This is a genomic window from Luteolibacter sp. (genome assembly GCF_058122085.1).
In genome coordinates this window covers 21,570-38,527 of record NZ_JBIKBQ010000017.1, presented here as the reverse complement: position 1 = coordinate 38,527, position 16,958 = coordinate 21,570, and the positions used below count along the sequence as shown (strand labels likewise).

At 62.0% G+C, this 16,958-nt stretch carries 11 protein-coding genes and 1 pseudogene; 10 read left to right on the top strand and 2 right to left on the bottom strand.

Annotated elements, in window-relative coordinates; translation table 11 throughout:
- Positions 1-265 (top strand): annotated as a pseudogene (locus AC4DF4_RS04265) (hypothetical protein); the annotation flags it as partial.
- A gap of 66 nt (positions 266-331) precedes the next feature.
- Positions 332-487, top strand: a complete 156-nt coding sequence (locus AC4DF4_RS04260) for a hypothetical protein (RefSeq protein ID WP_490046876.1) — start codon at positions 332-334, stop codon at positions 485-487.
- A gap of 221 nt (positions 488-708) precedes the next feature.
- Here AC4DF4_RS04260 and AC4DF4_RS04255 read toward each other — a convergent pair whose 3' ends face one another.
- Positions 709-1,479, bottom strand: coding sequence for a type I 3-dehydroquinate dehydratase (locus AC4DF4_RS04255; protein ID WP_490046875.1), 771 nt, complete (start codon positions 1,477-1,479; stop codon positions 709-711).
- A gap of 101 nt (positions 1,480-1,580) precedes the next feature.
- Between AC4DF4_RS04255 and AC4DF4_RS04250 the strand changes: the two genes are divergently transcribed.
- From AC4DF4_RS04250 to AC4DF4_RS04220, 7 genes are all read left to right on the top strand, one after another.
- Positions 1,581-2,207: an Amuc_1102 family pilus-like protein gene (locus AC4DF4_RS04250; protein WP_490046874.1), complete on the top strand. Its 627-nt coding sequence runs from the start codon at positions 1,581-1,583 to the stop codon at positions 2,205-2,207.
- Positions 2,208-2,263: 56 nt separating this feature from the next.
- Positions 2,264-4,123, top strand: coding sequence for an Amuc_1101 family PilM-like pilus complex protein (gene mul2B / locus AC4DF4_RS04245; RefSeq protein ID WP_490046873.1), 1,860 nt, complete (start codon positions 2,264-2,266; stop codon positions 4,121-4,123).
- Positions 4,124-4,151: 28 nt separating this feature from the next.
- Positions 4,152-5,126 carry an Amuc_1100 family pilus-like protein gene (locus AC4DF4_RS04240; protein WP_490046872.1) on the top strand — a complete coding sequence of 325 codons (975 nt, stop codon included), beginning with the start codon at positions 4,152-4,154 and terminating at the stop codon, positions 5,124-5,126.
- Positions 5,127-5,152: 26 nt separating this feature from the next.
- Positions 5,153-6,205: an Amuc_1099 family pilus-like system protein gene (locus AC4DF4_RS04235; protein ID WP_490046871.1), complete on the top strand. Its 1,053-nt coding sequence runs from the start codon at positions 5,153-5,155 to the stop codon at positions 6,203-6,205.
- Between the two features lie 60 nt (positions 6,206-6,265).
- Positions 6,266-8,917 carry an Amuc_1098 family type IV pilus outer membrane protein gene (locus AC4DF4_RS04230; RefSeq protein ID WP_490046870.1) on the top strand — a complete coding sequence of 884 codons (2,652 nt, stop codon included), beginning with the start codon at positions 6,266-6,268 and terminating at the stop codon, positions 8,915-8,917.
- A 178-nt stretch (positions 8,918-9,095) separates the two neighbouring features.
- Positions 9,096-12,332, top strand: coding sequence for a hypothetical protein (locus AC4DF4_RS04225; RefSeq protein ID WP_490046869.1), 3,237 nt, complete (start codon positions 9,096-9,098; stop codon positions 12,330-12,332).
- 207 nt (positions 12,333-12,539) lie between these two features.
- A complete protein-coding gene (locus AC4DF4_RS04220; RefSeq protein ID WP_490046868.1) occupies positions 12,540-13,286 on the top strand; it encodes a hypothetical protein in 747 nt (248 codons plus the stop codon).
- Positions 13,287-13,519: 233 nt separating this feature from the next.
- Here the strand turns inward: AC4DF4_RS04220 and AC4DF4_RS04215 are convergent, their stop codons facing one another.
- Complete coding sequence (locus AC4DF4_RS04215; RefSeq protein ID WP_490046867.1) at positions 13,520-14,665, bottom strand: ATP-binding protein; 1,146 nt, start codon at positions 14,663-14,665, stop codon at positions 13,520-13,522.
- 308 nt (positions 14,666-14,973) lie between these two features.
- Between AC4DF4_RS04215 and rho the strand changes: the two genes are divergently transcribed.
- The gene (rho, locus tag AC4DF4_RS04210; protein ID WP_490046866.1) at positions 14,974-16,896 is read left to right on the top strand and encodes a transcription termination factor Rho; all 1,923 of its coding nucleotides are present in this window, start codon (positions 14,974-14,976) and stop codon (positions 16,894-16,896) included.
- Positions 16,897-16,958: the final 62 nt, after the last annotated feature.

Here is a 16,958-nt window from a genome sequence, read left to right as displayed (position 1 = left end):
CGCCCCAGCCGCCGCTGTGAAAAAAGGCCGCAAGCTCACCTTCAACGAGAAGAACGAGCTCGAAGGCATGGAGACCGCCATCCTTGCCATCGAGCAGGAAACCGAGGCGCTGGAAGCCATGCTGCATGATCCGGATTTCCAAGCCAAACGCTTCGCCGAAATCCCCGGGCTGGTCGCGAGACTGGACGCCGACAAAGCCAAGGTCGCCAAGCTCTACACCCGCTGGGAAGAACTCGAAGCGATCCGCGAAGCTGCGGGCGCGTGATCCGCAAGCTCCTGCGCCTCCCGGACTCCGCTGGCACAATCCGCTCACGGGGAAGAGCGAGGCGACATGATTCAAGATCCGCCCGTCATCGCCGTCTCTTCCTCCGCCATCGCGGGGCAATTCGTCTGGACCGGCGGCACCGACAGCACTTGGACCGATGCCTCCAACTGGACCAATGTCACTCCCGTTTCCACGGATCCCAACCTCGCCCATCGCCGGTAACGGCACGGTGGTGGGCAGCGCGGCCAGCGGCGGCAAGTTGTTCTTCCGCATCGAGGGCCAGGAAAACTGATAGTGACAGTAGGCCGCGGCGGGCGGTTGCGGGGTGGAACGGCGGATGTGTTTCCATCGGCCGTCGGTCCCGCCGCGGCGCATGCCGTAGATCTCGTCGAAGCGGTCGGCGAAGAGAAACACGCCGTCCTGCGGGGCCGCCGGGTGCCCTGCTAGAGGCGGACCGGAACCAGCCGCGAGATGGCGGTTTTCAACAAGGCGCTGTCCCACTGGCCGGGGGCGGTCGCGGTGGCTCCGAGGTAGCCGTAATTGAGCAGACTGCCGCACTGCGCGCACAGCAGGCGCGAGACCGGCGCGAGCGGTCCCATGCCCATGGTGGCGACGGGGATTCCGTGGTCCGCCAGTTGGAAATCCGCCAGCCGCGCGAGATCCGCCGGTGAGGCGAGTCGGGCGGCGGCCTTGAAAACCGCGGCTCCGGCGTCTTGCGCCTGCCGCGCCGCGTCTTCCAGCGCGGCGGTTTCCGGGAGCCGGTTGAAATCGTGATAGGAGGCAATCCACGGGATTTGCCGCTCCGCGAGCTCCCTCAGAAGGGCGCCCATCTCGCGGATGCTCGCCACTTCGATGTCGATCCACGCCGCCTGGTCCAGCGCGCCCCGCAGCAAGTCCATCCGTGCGTCCGGTCCGATCGCCAGCGCGCCGCCCTCCTCGATCCGCCGCGCGGTGAACAGCAGGGGGATATCTGATAGGTGGCTCCATCGCGCCGGGTCGGTTTCCACGCCCTCGGCGTGTAAAAGATCCAGCCGGATTTCGGCAATGTCACAAGACTCCCGGACCGCCGTGGCGGACGCCTCGCGCAGGTCCCGCGAGCTGCCAAGGCTCCCGACGACCCACGGCTGAGGGGCTTCCCGCGAAAATTCAACATGCGCCATGGCGAAGTGATGCGTGGCAAAGCGCGGCTCGTCAATCGCTTGTGAACGCCGCAAGAAGCAAATGTGTTTGCAGCAAACAAAATTTATCCGGAATCCGCCATTTTCTCTCGTCAACCCGAAACCCAACTCAGTAGGGTCCTTCAAACCCCCACCGCATGAACGCTCTGCTACGCAAATCCTTCGCAATCACCGCCTCCGCATTCATCGCCGCGCTCTCCATCGGGAGCGCCTCCGGGCAGGCCGCCAAGGTTCTTGGTGACAAGCCGTCCTTCGACGACATTCCCTCGCCGGAGTTCGGAGGCGTCAAAAACAAGGCCTTCAAGCCCAAGGACTGGCTCGAAATCGAGGCCAAGCTCAACATCTCCCTCAGCCCGGAGCCTCCCACCAAGACCTGCGACAAGATCACCGTGAAGTGGTACATCGCGGTGAAAAACACCGAGAAGTCCGGCACCTTCCTGCTCTTCACCAAGGACATCGACTACGTCAACGTGCCTGTTTCGGAAGACATTTACTGCTCGGTCTATCTCTCCCCGTCGTCGATCAAGCGGCTCACCGGCTCCGACCGCGCCGGCAAGTCCTCGGTCGAATACGTCGGCTACGAGGTGCTCATCAACGGTGAGAAAGTCGCCCAGGAAACCAGCAAGGGCAAACCCGGCTGGTGGAACGCGGCTTCCGACAAAATTTCCCGCAGCGACAAGGTGCCGCTTCTCAACAAGGCCGAAACGCCCTTCGCACCGATGTGGTGGGACCGCTATGCGGAAGTCAGCATGGAACGCCGCTGAGCGGATCTGCCGCCGTTTCCCTCTCTCCAAGCCTTCTCTCCTATCTCTATCGAATCATGGCTGACAATCAGACGACCGTCGCACTCAACATCGGATCCCAGCGCATCGGCATGGCCGTTTTCGAAGTCTCGAAAAGCGGCAGCTTGACCCTCACGGCTTATGGCTCCGAAACCATCGTCGCGGATCCCGCGCTCGACGCTTCCAAAATCTCCCTGACCCGGGTGGCCATCGCCGATCTCGCCCAGCGCCTCAAAGTCGGCAAGGTCAAGGCCCGCTACGCGATTTCCGGCCAGTCGGTTTTCACCCGCTTCGTCAAGCTCCCGCCGCTGCAAGAAGACAACATCGAGCAGTTGGTCACTTTCGAGGCGCAGCAGCATGTGCCTTTCCCGCTGCAGGAAGTCGTTTGGGATTACGAGCTCATCGAAGGCGCGACCGAGAAGGAAGTCGTCATCGTCGCCATCAAGGCCGACGCGCTTGATGAAATCAACGCCGCCGTCAACGACAGCGGCCTCGGCACCGCGGAAGTCGATGTCGCCCCGATGGCGATTTACAACGCCTTCCGCGCCACTTACGGCAATCCCGAAGAGCCGATTCTGCTGATCGACATCGGGGCGAAAACGAGCAACCTCCTCTACATCGAAGGCCGTCGTTTCTTCACCCGCAGCATTGCCATCGGCGGTGCGGCGGTCACGGCGGCCATCGCCAAGGAATACGGCATTCCCTTCATGGAGGCCGAGCACCAGAAGATCGCCAACGGCCTCGTCGCCCTAGGCGGCGGCCACACCGAGCAATTGGACGAAGCGGTGGCCGCGCTCGCCATGGTCATCCGCAACTCGCTGACCCGCCTTCCCGCGGAAATCGCCCGCACCACCAATTATTACCGCAGCCAGCACGGTGGAAGCGCTCCCCGGCGGGTGCTTCTGGCGGGTGGTGGAGCCAATCTCCCCTACGCTCTCGAGTTTTTCCAAGAGAAGCTCAACCTTCCGGTCGAGTATTTCAACCCGGTCAGAAACGTCACCATCGGCAAGAATGTCGATCCGGCCGACGTCCAACGAGAAGGCCACCTGATGGGCGAGCTCGTCGGCCTCGGCCTGCGCGGCATCGGCAAATCCGCCATCAACATCGATCTGGTGCCCCACGTCGTCGAGCAATCGCGCGCGGCGGACCGGCGCAAGCCGTTCCTGGTCGCCGCCGCCGTCGTCTTGCTGGGCGGGATCGCGGTGTGGGCGGCCTTCGAAAACATCGCCGCCTCCAAAGCGGCGGAAGAGGCCCAGGCCATGGAAGACACGCGCGAGACGCTGTCGCCGCTCAAGGCGGATATCGATCAGCTTTTGAAAAAGGAGGACCATCTCCGCCAGATTGCGACGGGATACACCGATGCGGAAGCCGGCCACGTGGTCTGGATGGATCTGTTGGCCGAAGTCCGCGGCGCCTTCGCCAGCGACGCGGTCTGGGTGACCGACTTGGAGCCCCTTCACGGCTACACTCCGCCGCCGCCGGGTGCGAAAATCGCCAGCGGCAAGCCGGACGCCAAGGAGCAGACCGGCAAATCCATCGTGAAACCCGATTTCCCGACCGCCGCCTATGGCAGCTCCTCGCTGGTCGATCTCAAGATCGAAGCGCCCGCCCAAGGCAAAAGGCCGAGTCCCGCCGCCACTACCGTGACCGCCAACGCCGTCCGGATCAAAGGCTACTGGCGCGAAACGGCCAAAAGCCAGAACGTGGTCTCCGAGCTTCTGAAAAACCTGCGCGACCAATCCACCGGTTTCCGCTTCAAAATCAAGAATGCCAAAGGTGCCGAGATCGTTCTCAACGACGACCAAATCCTCAACATCACCGTGGCGGGCAAGGCCGGCGAGTTGGGCCTGCCTTTTGAAATCACCCTGCCTTTGGTCCGCGAAATCGCGATCAAGTGAGATTCGTCAACAATTTGCCATCTGAAATATGAGTTGGATCAAGGATAACAAGTTCATCGTCGCCCTCGGGGGAGGAACCCTCGCGGGAGCCATCCTGCTGTTTTTCGTGGGCTCCCAAGGGGCCGGCCGCTACGCCCAGGCCAAGGAGAAGTTCGATGCCGCCGCGGCCGAGGTCGTCGGTTATGAAAGCACCGAGCTCTACCCGCAACCCGCCAACCGCGACGCCAAGCGCAAGGCGCTTGAGGGCTACCGCCAATCGGTGGAATCCCTGCAAGCCGCCTTCGCGCCGTTCCAGCCCAAGGAAATCACCAACATCACTCCCCAGGAATTCACGACCCGCCTGTTGGCCGCCAAGACCGAAGTCCGCAAGGCCTTCGAGGATGCCGACGCCACCGTGCCGGAAGCGTTTTTTGTCGGCTTCGAGAACTACAAGACCGCGCTGGCTCCCGCCAAGACGACCGGGGTTCTCGACTACCAGCTCGGTGCCATCAAGAACCTGCTGCTTGAACTGGCCAAGGCGAAGCCCGCCGGCCTGAAGAACCTCCACCGCCCCGCCCTGCCCGAGGAAGAGGGGAAGGAATACACGCCTTCCGCCACCGCCGCCGCACGGCCGTTTCCTCTGGAAATCACCTTCGTCGGACCCGAGAAATCGGCGCGCGAGTTCCTTTCCTCCATCACCAAGCCCGAGAACCAGTTCGTCGTGATCCGCTCGCTGCGCGTCACCAACGAGAAAAAGGATCCGCCGCGCACCGCCGACGCCAAGTTTGATAAGCCCGCCCCGTCCAAGGCCGCCTCTGCCGCGGATGTCTTCGGCGGTGGATTCGTGCTGCCGGGCGATGATGCCGCCGCCCCCGCCGCCGATCCCGCGGCCGCTCCGGAACCGGCAGCTCCCAAAGCCGCGGACTCCAGCCGGATTCTCGCACAAGTTCTTGGCAACGAGCAGGTCCAAGTGTTTCTCCGGCTCGACGTCCTCCAATTTCTTCCCGCGAAGAAACTTCCTTAACCCTGACAACCGCCCATCTCCCAACCATGTCCTGGTTTGCTAAGAATTACGAAAAAGCCGCCCTCGGCGGAACCGTGGCGCTCGCCTTCGGCCTCGCCTTCATGGGTTACTCCAAGTTCTCAAGTGTCGAGCAAGACTTCGGCACCGGCCTCAAGGGTCAGGGAAACAACAACGCCGCCGTCCGCGACGCCGACCTCATCCCCAAGATCCTGGCCTCGCTCAAGCTCGACCGCACCTGGAACCAGGCGCTTGACGGCGACCGCCCCGTGGATCTGTTCACCGGCATTCCGCTCTTTATCTCGAGTCTCGCGCCGGAAAAGCCCATCGACCTGCTCAAGGACGCGCCCGTCCACCCGCCGATTCCCAACATCTGGTGGATTGAGAACCGCCTCGACCCCGGTTTCGCGGATTCTCCGAATCGGGACCCGGACCAGGATGGTTTCTCCAACCTCGAGGAATTCAACGCCAAGACCGATCCCAACAGCGCCAAGTCACTTCCTTCCCTGATCGCCAAGCTGATGTATGTGAAGGACGAAAGCCTCACTTGGGTGCTTCGTCCCGGATATGGATCGGATGGAAGTTTCCCGTTCAACTATCAGGACGACAAGGGCGGCGTCAACAAGGCCGTAGGGGCCGACCTGATCGCTCCCGACGGACTCTTCTTCGCCAAACCGCCGATGAAGGACCGCTTCAAGCTCCTCGGCTCGGAAGTGCGCAAGGAACTCAACAAGAAGATCAACATCGAGATGGAAGTGACCATCGTGCGGATCGAGGACCAGCGTCCCAACAAAAAGGGCGTGATCTATGAGATCCCCGCGCCGCTCTCGGAGCAGCGCAGGAACGAGCATCTGAAATACGACCGCACGGCCGTCTTCTCGCTCGAAGCGCTCGGCCTCAATGGCAAGGAGTTCAAAGTGGAGGAGAACACCAAATTCGCCCTTCCGCCCGACGGCCCGAAAAAGGATTACCTCGCCAAGGTCGTCACTCCCGAGTCGGTGACCGTCGAATACACCAACCCCGCCGGGGAGATCAAAACCTTCCAGATCGGCAAGGGCGGCCTCGCCGCAGCCGCAGAATAGAATCTTTCAACAAATCGCTTTCCAAACCTCTAAAACATCGCCAGAAAACTCTATCTCACCATGCAGAAAACGCCAATTTACCGATCCAGCCACACCGCCCTCGTGTTGATGGCAGTGGCATCCTCCATGCCCGTCACCGTCACGGTGGCCAATGCCGGCGAAGGCAGCTCCGGCCTCAGCGGCCTTGCCCAGCGCGAAATGATCCGCCGCCAGGATGCGGTCGCACAAGGTGACGCGCTCTTGAACGAAGGCCGCGAGGCATACGCCAAGGGCGACTATCAGCAGGCGGTGGACAAATACCGGCAGGCGCTCGACCGCCTTCCTGACGCGCCGATGGTTGCGGACCGCCGTCAGAGCTACATCGCGCATTTGAGCGATGCCAGCGTCGCTCTCGCCATGCAACACCGCAAGGTCGGCAAATATCCGGAAGCCCGCACGCTGCTCGAAGGAGTGCTCGCCGTCGATGCCGAAAACGGCGCCGCCAAACAGGAACTCGGTTATCTCGACGATCCGATCCGCACCAACCCGGCCCTCACCTTCGAGCACACCCAGAACATCGACAAGGTGCGCCGCGGGCTTTACACCGCCGAGGGCTATTTCAATCTGGGCAAATACGACGAAGCCAAGAACGAGTACAACAACGTCCTGCGCGTGGATTCCTACAACTCCGCCGCCCGCCGCGGCCTGGAGAGGATCGCCTCCGCCAAGTCCGACTACTACCGCGCCGCTTACGACCAGACCCGCGCCGAACTTCTCAGCCAGGTGGATGCCGCCTGGGAACTCTCGGTGCCTGCGGAAGCACCTGTCGTGGACCAGACCTCTTTCGGTTCGGACGCCGTCAGCTCGGGAGTCGCCTACATCACCGAGAAGCTCAAGCGGATCATTATTCCCCGGATTGATTTCGAGGACACCACGGTTGAGGAGGCGATTGATTTCCTTCGTCTGCGTGCCGCCGAGCTCGACACCACCGAGCTCGACCCCGCCCGCAAAGGCGTGAACTTCGTCATCCGCCGCCCGCGCGCCGCAACCGCGGCTGCCGGCGATGCCGGACTGCCGGCGGGAGGAGCCGAGGGTCTGCCGCTCGCCGCCAGCGATCCAGGCGCGCTCCGGGTTCGCGAGCTCCGGATTCGCAACGTGCCGCTCGCCGTGGCGCTCAAATACATCTGCGACCAAACCAAGCTCCGCACCAAAGTGGATGACTTCGCCGTCACCCTGGTGCCGCTCACCGAAGGCGGTGAAGACACCTTCACCCGCACCTTCCGCGTGCCGCCCGACTTCAACACCGCGCTGGACAGCAGTGGCGGAGGCGACGGCGGCGGTGGTGCCGCAGCCGATCCATTCGCCGAGACCAAAACCGGTGCCGCGACTTTGACCGCTCGCAAGCCGATTCTCGAACTTCTCAAGGGCGCGGGCATCGCCTTCGAAGCCGGCAGCTCCGCCACCTTGAGCAACTCCGGCGTCCTCCTCGTCACCAACACCCCGACCGAACTCGACAAGATCGAGCAGCTCGTCCAGACGATCAGCAGCACCAAGCCCAAACAGGTCAAGATCACCACCAAGTTCGTCGAAATCTCCCAGGAAAACAACGAGGAGCTCGGCTTTGACTGGATCGTCGGCCCGTTTGGCAGCGGCGACGTCTTCGGTGCCGGCGGCACCGCGGGAAATCAGCCGGCCCGCACCGGCAATGATTTCACCGGTCCGGGCATTCCCGGGGTCCCTCTGCTCGGCGAGAGCGACGTCAGCAACATCGTCACCAACGGCAACCGCAGCGGTGACACCGCCCTCAACCGCAACAGCATCGACGCGATCCTCAACAACCCGAGCCGCACCGCCCAACAGGCGAACGTCGCCCCCGGCATCATGTCGATGACCGGTCTGTTCTCGGACGGCGAGGTCAAGATGATCATGCGCGGCCTGTCCCAGAAAAAGGGCACTGACTTGATGACCGCTCCCTCGGTGACCGCCAAATCCGGCCAGAAAGCCACCATCGAGATCATCCGTGAGTTTATCTACCCGACCGAATACGAACCCCCGGAAATTCCAAACTCCGTCGGCGGTGGCAATGATCAAGGCGGTGGCATTGGTGGCGGCGGCGGCGGCGGCGGCGGCACCATCCCGGTGACCCCGGCCACGCCAACCGCTTTCGAGACCCGCAACACCGGCGTCACCCTCGAAATCGAGCCCACCATCGGGGAGAACGACTTCGTCATCGACCTCCGCTTCGTGCCGGAAATCGTCGAATTCGAAGGCTTCATCAACTATGGCAGCCCCATCCAGACCTCGGTGACCACCAGTATTTTCGGTGACATCGTGGACGCCGCGGGTAATATCACCCAAGGAGTGATCGGTTCCGAGCCCAACACCGTCACCCTCACTGAGAACCGCATCGAAATGCCGGTGTTCTCGGTCCGCCGCGTCAACACCGCGCTCACCATCTATGACGGCTACACCGTGGCCGTCGGCGGCCTGATGCGTGAAGACGTCCAGAACGTCGAGGACAAGGTGCCGATTCTCGGCGACATCCCGATCATCGGCCGCCTGTTCCAATCCAAGGGCGAGAACCGCATCAAGAGCAACCTGATCATCTTCGTCACCGCGCAGATCATCGACGCCACCGGCCGTCCGCTCCGCGGCGCGGACGCCGGTCAATCCGTCCCGGTTCCGGCCGGTGCCGGCACCGATCTCGGCGGCGGGGTGCTGCCGCCGCTCTAAGCGCATCCGGGGCGCTTCTCCCGGTTCCGCTCGCCAGCGGGCCGGGGAAGCCTCCTGCGGGCGGCCTTGAAACAGACCCACTCCCACTCCTCATCCAGCTCCCGCCCCGCCTGCTTCCCGTCCCTTTCCTTCCAGCACCCGATTCCTCGCACAAAACTCGAATTTTCCTTGCCCCATCATGAAGCCCTATCTCGCCCGCACCCTGCCGCTCATCGGCATTCTAGCTGTTTGCTTTCCGGCTTACGCTCAGGATGCTGATTCCGACTTCCTGTCTGACAGCGAGGAACTCGTCGTAGGCAGTGACCCGTACGACACCGATACCGACGGCGACGGCATCCTTGACCGGAATGAACTGTATCCTTTCCAGATCGTGGCCGGCACATTCACCTACGAGGCCGCGTTAGCTGATGCGGCGTCCAAGGGCGGCCGAGTGGTCGTGATCGACAGCTTGGACAAGCTTTACCAGGTCAAGCGTGGTTTGTTGACTACGGCTCTGCCAAACCCGCTGCCAAATAATTATGATCCCACCGTTACCCTCGCCAATCCACTCTGGATCGGCGCGGAAGATGTCCGCAGCGATGGGCGCTATCAGTGGGCGGATTTCGGCTCCACTCTTGCCATTCCCATCAACCTTTCCGAACTGGGTTCCGCCGTCTTTGGCGATTTGACTCCCGGCAGCTCGACCGTCAGCAATGTGGTGAACGTCGGTGCCTTGACGGTTGGGCGGCCATTTGTCGCCTCCGGCGTGCCCTCGGGAACGACGATCACCGCCATCGATTCCGCAGCCCGCACGCTCACCCTGAGCAATCCGGTCGCATCAATCCTCTCGCAGAGAATTTCCCGCGTTGTGGTTTCCAATGCCGGATACGGTTTCACCAGTCCACCAGTAGTTTCATTCTCGGGAGCATCTGGAGTATCCTCGGTCACCGTGACGGCTGGTGGTTCCTTGTATGTGAATCCCCCAACGGTGAGTTTCACCGGCGGCACTGGCAGTGGTGCCACCGCCATCGCGACCGTGAGCGGTGGTGTGGTGACGGGTGTTACCATCACCAGCAGGGGATCCTATACCGTTGCTCCGACAGGTGTCAGCTTCACTCCCGTTGGCGGTGGCTCCGGAGCTGCAGCCACAGTTTCCTTAGGCACCGGTCCGACTACCGCTGTCACTCTCAGCGCGGGGCGGATTCAGTCCATCACCGTTACCGGAGATGGCGGGACTTTTTACACGGCCGCGCCCACCGTCACCATCTCCGGTGGCAATGGCGGCGGTGCTCTTGCCACTGCCGTGTTGACCCTCGCCGCCAATGGTAATGTCTCCGCTGCGGCGGTGACCGCTCCCGGCACAGGCTACACCAATACGACCACTGTCACAATTGCCGGCGGTGGTGGAACGGGTGCGACCGCTGTCGCCACGGTCGTTGCCGGCCAAGTCACTGGCATCGCGATTCTCAACCCCGGATCCGACTACACATCGGCACCTGTCGTCACCATCACCGGTGCTGGGACGGGAGCCACTGCCACCGCTTCGATCCGTCAATTCTCCGGTCGCGTCTCTTCCCCCGTTCCCGGCGCCTATGTCAATTGGGCCAGCGACCTCCTTCCTGGGAATCGCGTCAACTCCCAAGAGGGCGTTTTCCTCAGCGCTGGCAGCACTTTCACGTGGGAGACCGCCCAAATCGCCACTTTACGCGGCTACTTGCTTGAGCGCCCCCCCACCCAGCCAGCCAATGCCGATACCGACGGCGACGGACTTTCGGATGGCGTTGAAACCAATACCGGCACCTTTGCTTCGGCCTCAAATACCGGCACCAATCCGCTTGATGAAGATACCGATAACGACGGACTTTCGGATAGCGACGAGGTCGCGCTGGGGACCAATCCGCTCCTCGTGGATTCTGATAACGACGGCCGCCCTGACGGTGCCGAAGTGGATGCCGGAACCGACCCACTGGTGGCGGATAAGAAGGACACCGATGGCGACGGCGTGAATGACGCCGACGAACTCAACCTCACTCAAACGGATCCCAACACGCCGTCCTTCGGCCCTGGAACGGAAACGGAAACGATTCCATTCAGCAACAGCCTGGTCAGCGGGGATTACGCGGGCTTGATGTTCGATCCGAGGAGCGGTCAAACCTTCAAGCAGAACCTGCGGCTTTCGACCAAAGGCTCGTTCTCCTCGTCGCTGCTGGGACTGGTGGCGGACAGCTCGTTCAAAGGCACCTTCTCGGCCACGGGAGCCTTCACCGGTGTTCCGAACCCGACGAGCGGCCTGATCTCCGTCCAGATGAACCTGGTGAAACAGGGCGTGAACAAGTATTACATCGAGGGCAACTTCAAGACCCGCACGGGTGGCACGCTTTACTTCCAGTTGCGCCACACGCTCTACTCGAAGTCCTATGCTTACTCCTCAGCCGGCAAGGTGACCTTCGAGGCCGCGCTGCTCACCAGTGCTTCCGGTCCATCCGGCAGCGCCGTGGCGACCGGTTCGATCAGCACCAGCGGCCAGGTGGCGTTCAAGATCTATCTTCCGGACGGCAGCAGCAGCTCGTATTCCGCGCCGATCGTGGATGGCGATCTGATCCCGCTGTTCAGCCGGAGCAGCTCCAAGGCCCGCACGGTGTTGCTCGGAACTCTCAAGCTTCAGGACCTGTCGGGACAGAGCGATTTCGCTGGCTCAGTGCGCTTGTTCAGCGCCGTCGGAGCGACGGGCAGCTTGTTCCCGTCGGGCTTTGACCAGCTTCGCGAGCTGACGGGTTCCCGCTACTATCCGCCAATCACTGGCGTGCTGCCACTGGCGAGCTTCTCTCCGAGCGCCAATAACTCAGTCTTCAGCTGGGTGGGCGGAAACTTCGACGGCGTGCAAAAAGTGGGCACTTGGGCGACGAACGGCCAGATGACCATCCCCGCCACCCAGAATGACCGCTCCAAGGCGACCTTCACGTCGAGTTCCGGTTTGTTGACTCTCAGCTATACCCGCACCGACGCGACCCGCAGCCTCTTGAATGCGCCGTCCAAGGGCTATGCGGTGGTGGTGCAGAAAAGTAAAACGTTCAAGGGTTACTACACCAGCGGTCTCTCCGCAGGCGACTTCGTGGTCGATCCCAACACCTCCGGAATCAATCCCGAAATCACCTCGGTTTCCCCGCTGAACAAATCCATCTCTGCGGCAGCGACCTCTTATTCGGTCACTGTCGGCACAGCGGGCGCTTGGGCGGTGGTGATTCCTTCCTCGGTCAACTGGATCACCGCCACGGTGAGCAGCGCGGCCGGTGAGACCGGACCGAGCGCCACGACGCTTGGCAACGGCAACGGCACGGTGGTGATCAGCGTGACTCTCAATGTCACCAATGCCCGCCGCGAGGCGGAGATCACGATCGCCGGAATCAAACACACCATTAAGCAGGAATTCCGCTGATCGGCGGGAAATCCGGTTGATACTGCCGCGCATGAGGATTTGCAGAAATGCTCAAGCAGGAAAGTGGCTGGCGCGTCTCGCGCCAGACCGTTGCGGGGGGCGTCTCGCCCCGCGCCTATCGGATCCGGGCGAGACGCCCGGACAACGGACTGGAGCGAGACGCTCCAGCCACGTTTTCACAAATTATGACGCGCGACCGAGCCTCCGATGAGCACCCGCAACAGCAAAACAACCTCTTCCCCGAACCGCTGGTGGCTGGCGGGCGCCGTGCTGGTGTTGGCGGCCGCCTTGTTCGTGGTTCTTGGAATCCTGGGACGGCGTCCTGAAAGTGCTCCTGCCATGGGCGGCGCGGCGAATCCGGCGGACGCAAGCGAGGCTGGAAATTCTCCGTCGCAACCGCTTGCCGGCGCGGAATCCCCGGCACCCCGGCGGCCCACCCGCTCCTCGCTCACGAGGACGGCGGTGAAAGACGCTTCGGTCTCCAGCCAGTTTCCTCAGGTGGAACGCCTTCTCACGGACACCTCGCTGTCCGAGCATCAGGCGGCGGAAGGGTTGTGCGGGATCGTCCGCAGCCGTGAGCTTTCCGAGGACGAGCGCGACGAGGCGTTGGCACACGGCCTGAACCTCGACTTCACGGCCTTTGCCGCGCTCGCGACCGACCCCTCCCTGCCGGAGCCCCTGGCCCAGCGCTATTTAGACGCGCTCGCCAACCGCAGTCACCTGCCCAAGCAGCAAATCGAGGGCTATCTCGGCCTCATGAACCACGGCGAGGAAAGTATCCGCACCCAGGTGCTGGAGCAGCTTGCCTTCCTGCTGGATAACGAGGCGCTGGCCGAGACTCCCGATGAGCTCCGCCGGGCTGCGCTCGAACGGTTCGAAGCCTTGAAGCTCGCTCCCCCGGAACAGGACCAGGCCGCCATCGATGGTGCCGCCGCCGGGCAAAATCCCGAGTGAGGCTGACAAAGCGCAAGCTGCACCATGAGTCTAAAAGTCGAATGTCTGAAGGTCAAAAGTCGAAGAGCCGCGAATTCTGAGCTGACCTTAGACCTTTGACTTTGAGACTCTTCCTACCCCAGTCCGTCGCTTTAATTCATAGAGCTGGTATAATTTTCGAGCCGCTCGGCCTTGAATCTTGCCTCTTGAATCTTGCGTCTGCCGCTCACGGCCATGCAGGTCCATGGTTTCCGCTAACCCACAGGAAGGTCGCTCGGCGGGCAAACCGTGATCTTTTCCCCGATGGGATAGGATGAGTCCACCGGCGCGACGATGAATGTATGCTGCGGGCGGATGTCTTCGACGGCCTGATGAAACCCGCGAGTGACGGCCGGAGCGGAAGAGGCTTTGAATTCGAAAGCCAGCCGTCGCGTGCCCTTTTCAAGCACCAGGTCGAGCTCGACGCCGGTGGCAGTGCGGTAGTGACTGGCCTTCCATCCGGGATAAGCTTGGAGGACCTGTTCAAGCGCGAATCCTTCCCATGACGCGCCGAAGACCGGGTGACCTCGCAAGTCGCCCTCGCTTTCCAAGCCCAGCAAGGCATGAAGAAGTCCGCTGTCCCGCACATAAATCTTCGGGCTTTTCACCAGGCGTTTTTTCAAGTTCGGCAAGAACGGCGGCAGAGTCCGCACCATGTAGGTTTGCGCGAGCATGTCGAGATGGTGGCCGATGGTGGCATGAGTGACATCGAGCGATTGGCCGAGCTGTGACTTGTTGAGGACTCCGCCGTGATGATGGGCGAGCATTTGCCAGAGGCGACGCAGCGACTCGGCAGGAACCCGGAAACCAAGCTGCGGAATGTCGCGCTCCAGATAGGTGCGGATGAATTCCTCCCGCCATCGGTATGAAACGGCATCCGTCGCCGCGAGGAAGCTATCGGGAAATCCGCCGCGAACCCACAACCTCGAGAGTTGGTTTCTCCCGACTTCCGCGATCTGCAGCGGTGTCAGTTCGACATGCGCGATGCGCCCCGCCAGCGACTCGCTCGACTGTCGGAGCAGAAGCGGTGAGGCGGAACCCAGTAGGAGAAAGCGGCCAGCCGTCCGTCGTCTGTCGATGATTCCGCGAAGTTGCGGAAAAAGATCGGGCATCCGTTGAACTTCGTCGAGGATGACAAGACGCTCTGCCTGCGGATCGAGAAACGCGCTGGGATCGGTGAGTTTGAGCCGGTCGGAGGCATTTTCCAAATCCAGGTAGAGGCATGGCTTGCCGATGGTTTCCTCAAGCTGCCGGGCCAGGGTCGTCTTCCCGCACTGCCGCGGCCCGGTCAATGCCACCGCCGGGAAATGATCGAGGAGCTGACGCAATTCGGCAGACAAAACCCGTTGGTAAACTTGCATATTGATACTCTGTCTTTCAATTTGCAATCAAGCAAGCGGAATTTGAGGGGTGTCATACCGCTTCCACAAAATAATGTGCCAAATCGCAAGCTGCACCATGAGTCTAAAAGTCGAATGTCTGAAGGTCAAAAGTCGAAGAGCCGCGAATTCTGAGCTGACCTTAGACCTTTGACTTTGAGACTCTTCCTACCCCAGTCCGTCGCTTTAATTCATGAAGCTGGTATGATTTTAGAGCCGCTCGGCCTTGAATCTTGCCTCTTGAATCTTGAATCTTGCCTCTGCAGCTCATGCCCATGCATGCTTTTCCCATGCAAGTGATGGCACTGACGGGCGGAATCGCCTCGGGGAAATCCACGGTTTGCCGCTTGCTGCGCGAGTGGCTGCCGAGGGTGGCGATTTTCGACTGCGACGAGGCGGTCCACCGCTTGCTGGAGGCGGATGCGGAGGTCGCGGCGATTGTGTCCGAGGCCTTCGGCCGCGAGGCGCTCGATGAGCGGGGTAGGATCGACCGGCACTTCCTGCGCGGCCGGGTTTTCGCCGATGACGCCGCCCGGCTCCGGCTGGAGGCGATCCTTCATCCGCGGGTGCGTCAGGAATGTCTTGATTCCCTCGAACAGGCTGGTAAACGGGGGGCGGAATTATTCGTCGCAGACGTTCCGCTCTTCTTTGAGAAGGGATTCGATTTCGGCCAGACCCAGGTGCTCGTTGTCGCTTCTTCCCGTTCCACTCAGATTCAGCGGCTCAAGGCGCGCAGTGGGTTCGATGATCTTTTGATCGAGTCGATCCTCGCCGCCCAACTTCCGGTTCAGGAAAAAATGTCCCGCGCGGATGTGGTTTTTTGGAACGAAGGTCCGCCCGCCGTGCTCCGCTCTCAAGTCCGCCGTTTCTCCCAAGCCTTTCTCATGACTCTTCCCAACGACTCCCAAGCTCCGGAATCCCCATCCGCGACCGCCGCCGCCACCCTTCCATCGGTGCCGGTTTCCATCGATATCAATCAATTCCGCCTCAAGTCGCTCGCCGAGCTGCAAGCGATGGCCGAGGCGGTGCCTGCCAGAATCCAAGGAGGCATCCCGAAAAGCCAGCTGGTTTACGAGCTGCTCTGCTTTTACGGCTACGAAGGCACGGGCCTGGTCTGCGAGGGTATCCTTGAGCTGGGGAAGGATAATTTCGCGATGCTGAGAGATCCGCAACGCAGCTTCCGCCCCGGTCCGGACGACATCCACCTCAGCACGAACCTGGTCCGCGACCATGGTCTGCGCATGGGGCAGCGGGTCAAAGTCCGGGTGCGCTCGCCGCGCGAGCGTGGCAAATACCTCTCCGGGTACGAACTCATCGAAGTCGAAGGCACGCCCGTCGCCGACTATCAGGCGCCGAAGGAATTCGACCGCCTCACGCCGCTTTTCCCGGATCAAAGGATTCACTTGGAAGGGGAGGGGATTGATTTTCTCGGCGTGCGCGCCATCGATCTCATCGCGCCGCTCGGCAAGGGACAGCGAGGGATCATCGTGGCACCGCCGCGCGGCGGAAAGACGATCCTGCTCAAGCAGATCGCCCGCTCGATCCGCATGAACCACCCGGACGCCGAGCTGATCATCCTGCTGCTCGACGAGCGGCCGGAAGAAGTCACCGATTTCGAGGAAACCGTCGGCTCACAGGTGTTCGCCTCGACCTTTGACGAGTCTCCCCGCCGCCACGCGCAGGTCGCGGATCTGGTCATCGAACGGGCCAAGCGACTCGTCGAGCAAGGCAAGGACGTGATCCTCCTGTTGGATAGCCTCACCCGTCTCGCCCGCGGCCACAACTCGGCGATGCAGGGCGGGCCGATCGGCTCCGGCGGCGTCAGCCCGGTGGCGTTGCAAAAGTCCCGCAAGTTTTTCGGCACGGCGCGCAATGTCGAGGAAGGCGGCTCGCTGACCATCCTCGCGACCGCCCTCGTGGAAACCGAAAGCCGTCTGGACGACGTGGTTTTCGAGGAATTCAAAGGCACCGGCAACATGGAGGTCCGCCTCGACCGCGAGCTCGCCGAGCGGCGGGTGTATCCCGCCATCCACATCCCCCAGTCCGGCACCCGCAACGACGACCGGCTCTATCATCCCGACGAGTTCCTCAAGGTCGTGGACATCCGCAAGCAGCTCGCCGGACTTCCCATCGGCGACGCCATCGAGACCTTGCTTTCGAATTTGAAGGCCACCAAGACCAACGCCGAGCTGCTGCTCCGGGGGCTGCGCTGATTTTCAGCCGCGCATGAGGATTTCCTGAAAATGCTCGGGCCGGAAGGTGGCTGGCGCGTCTC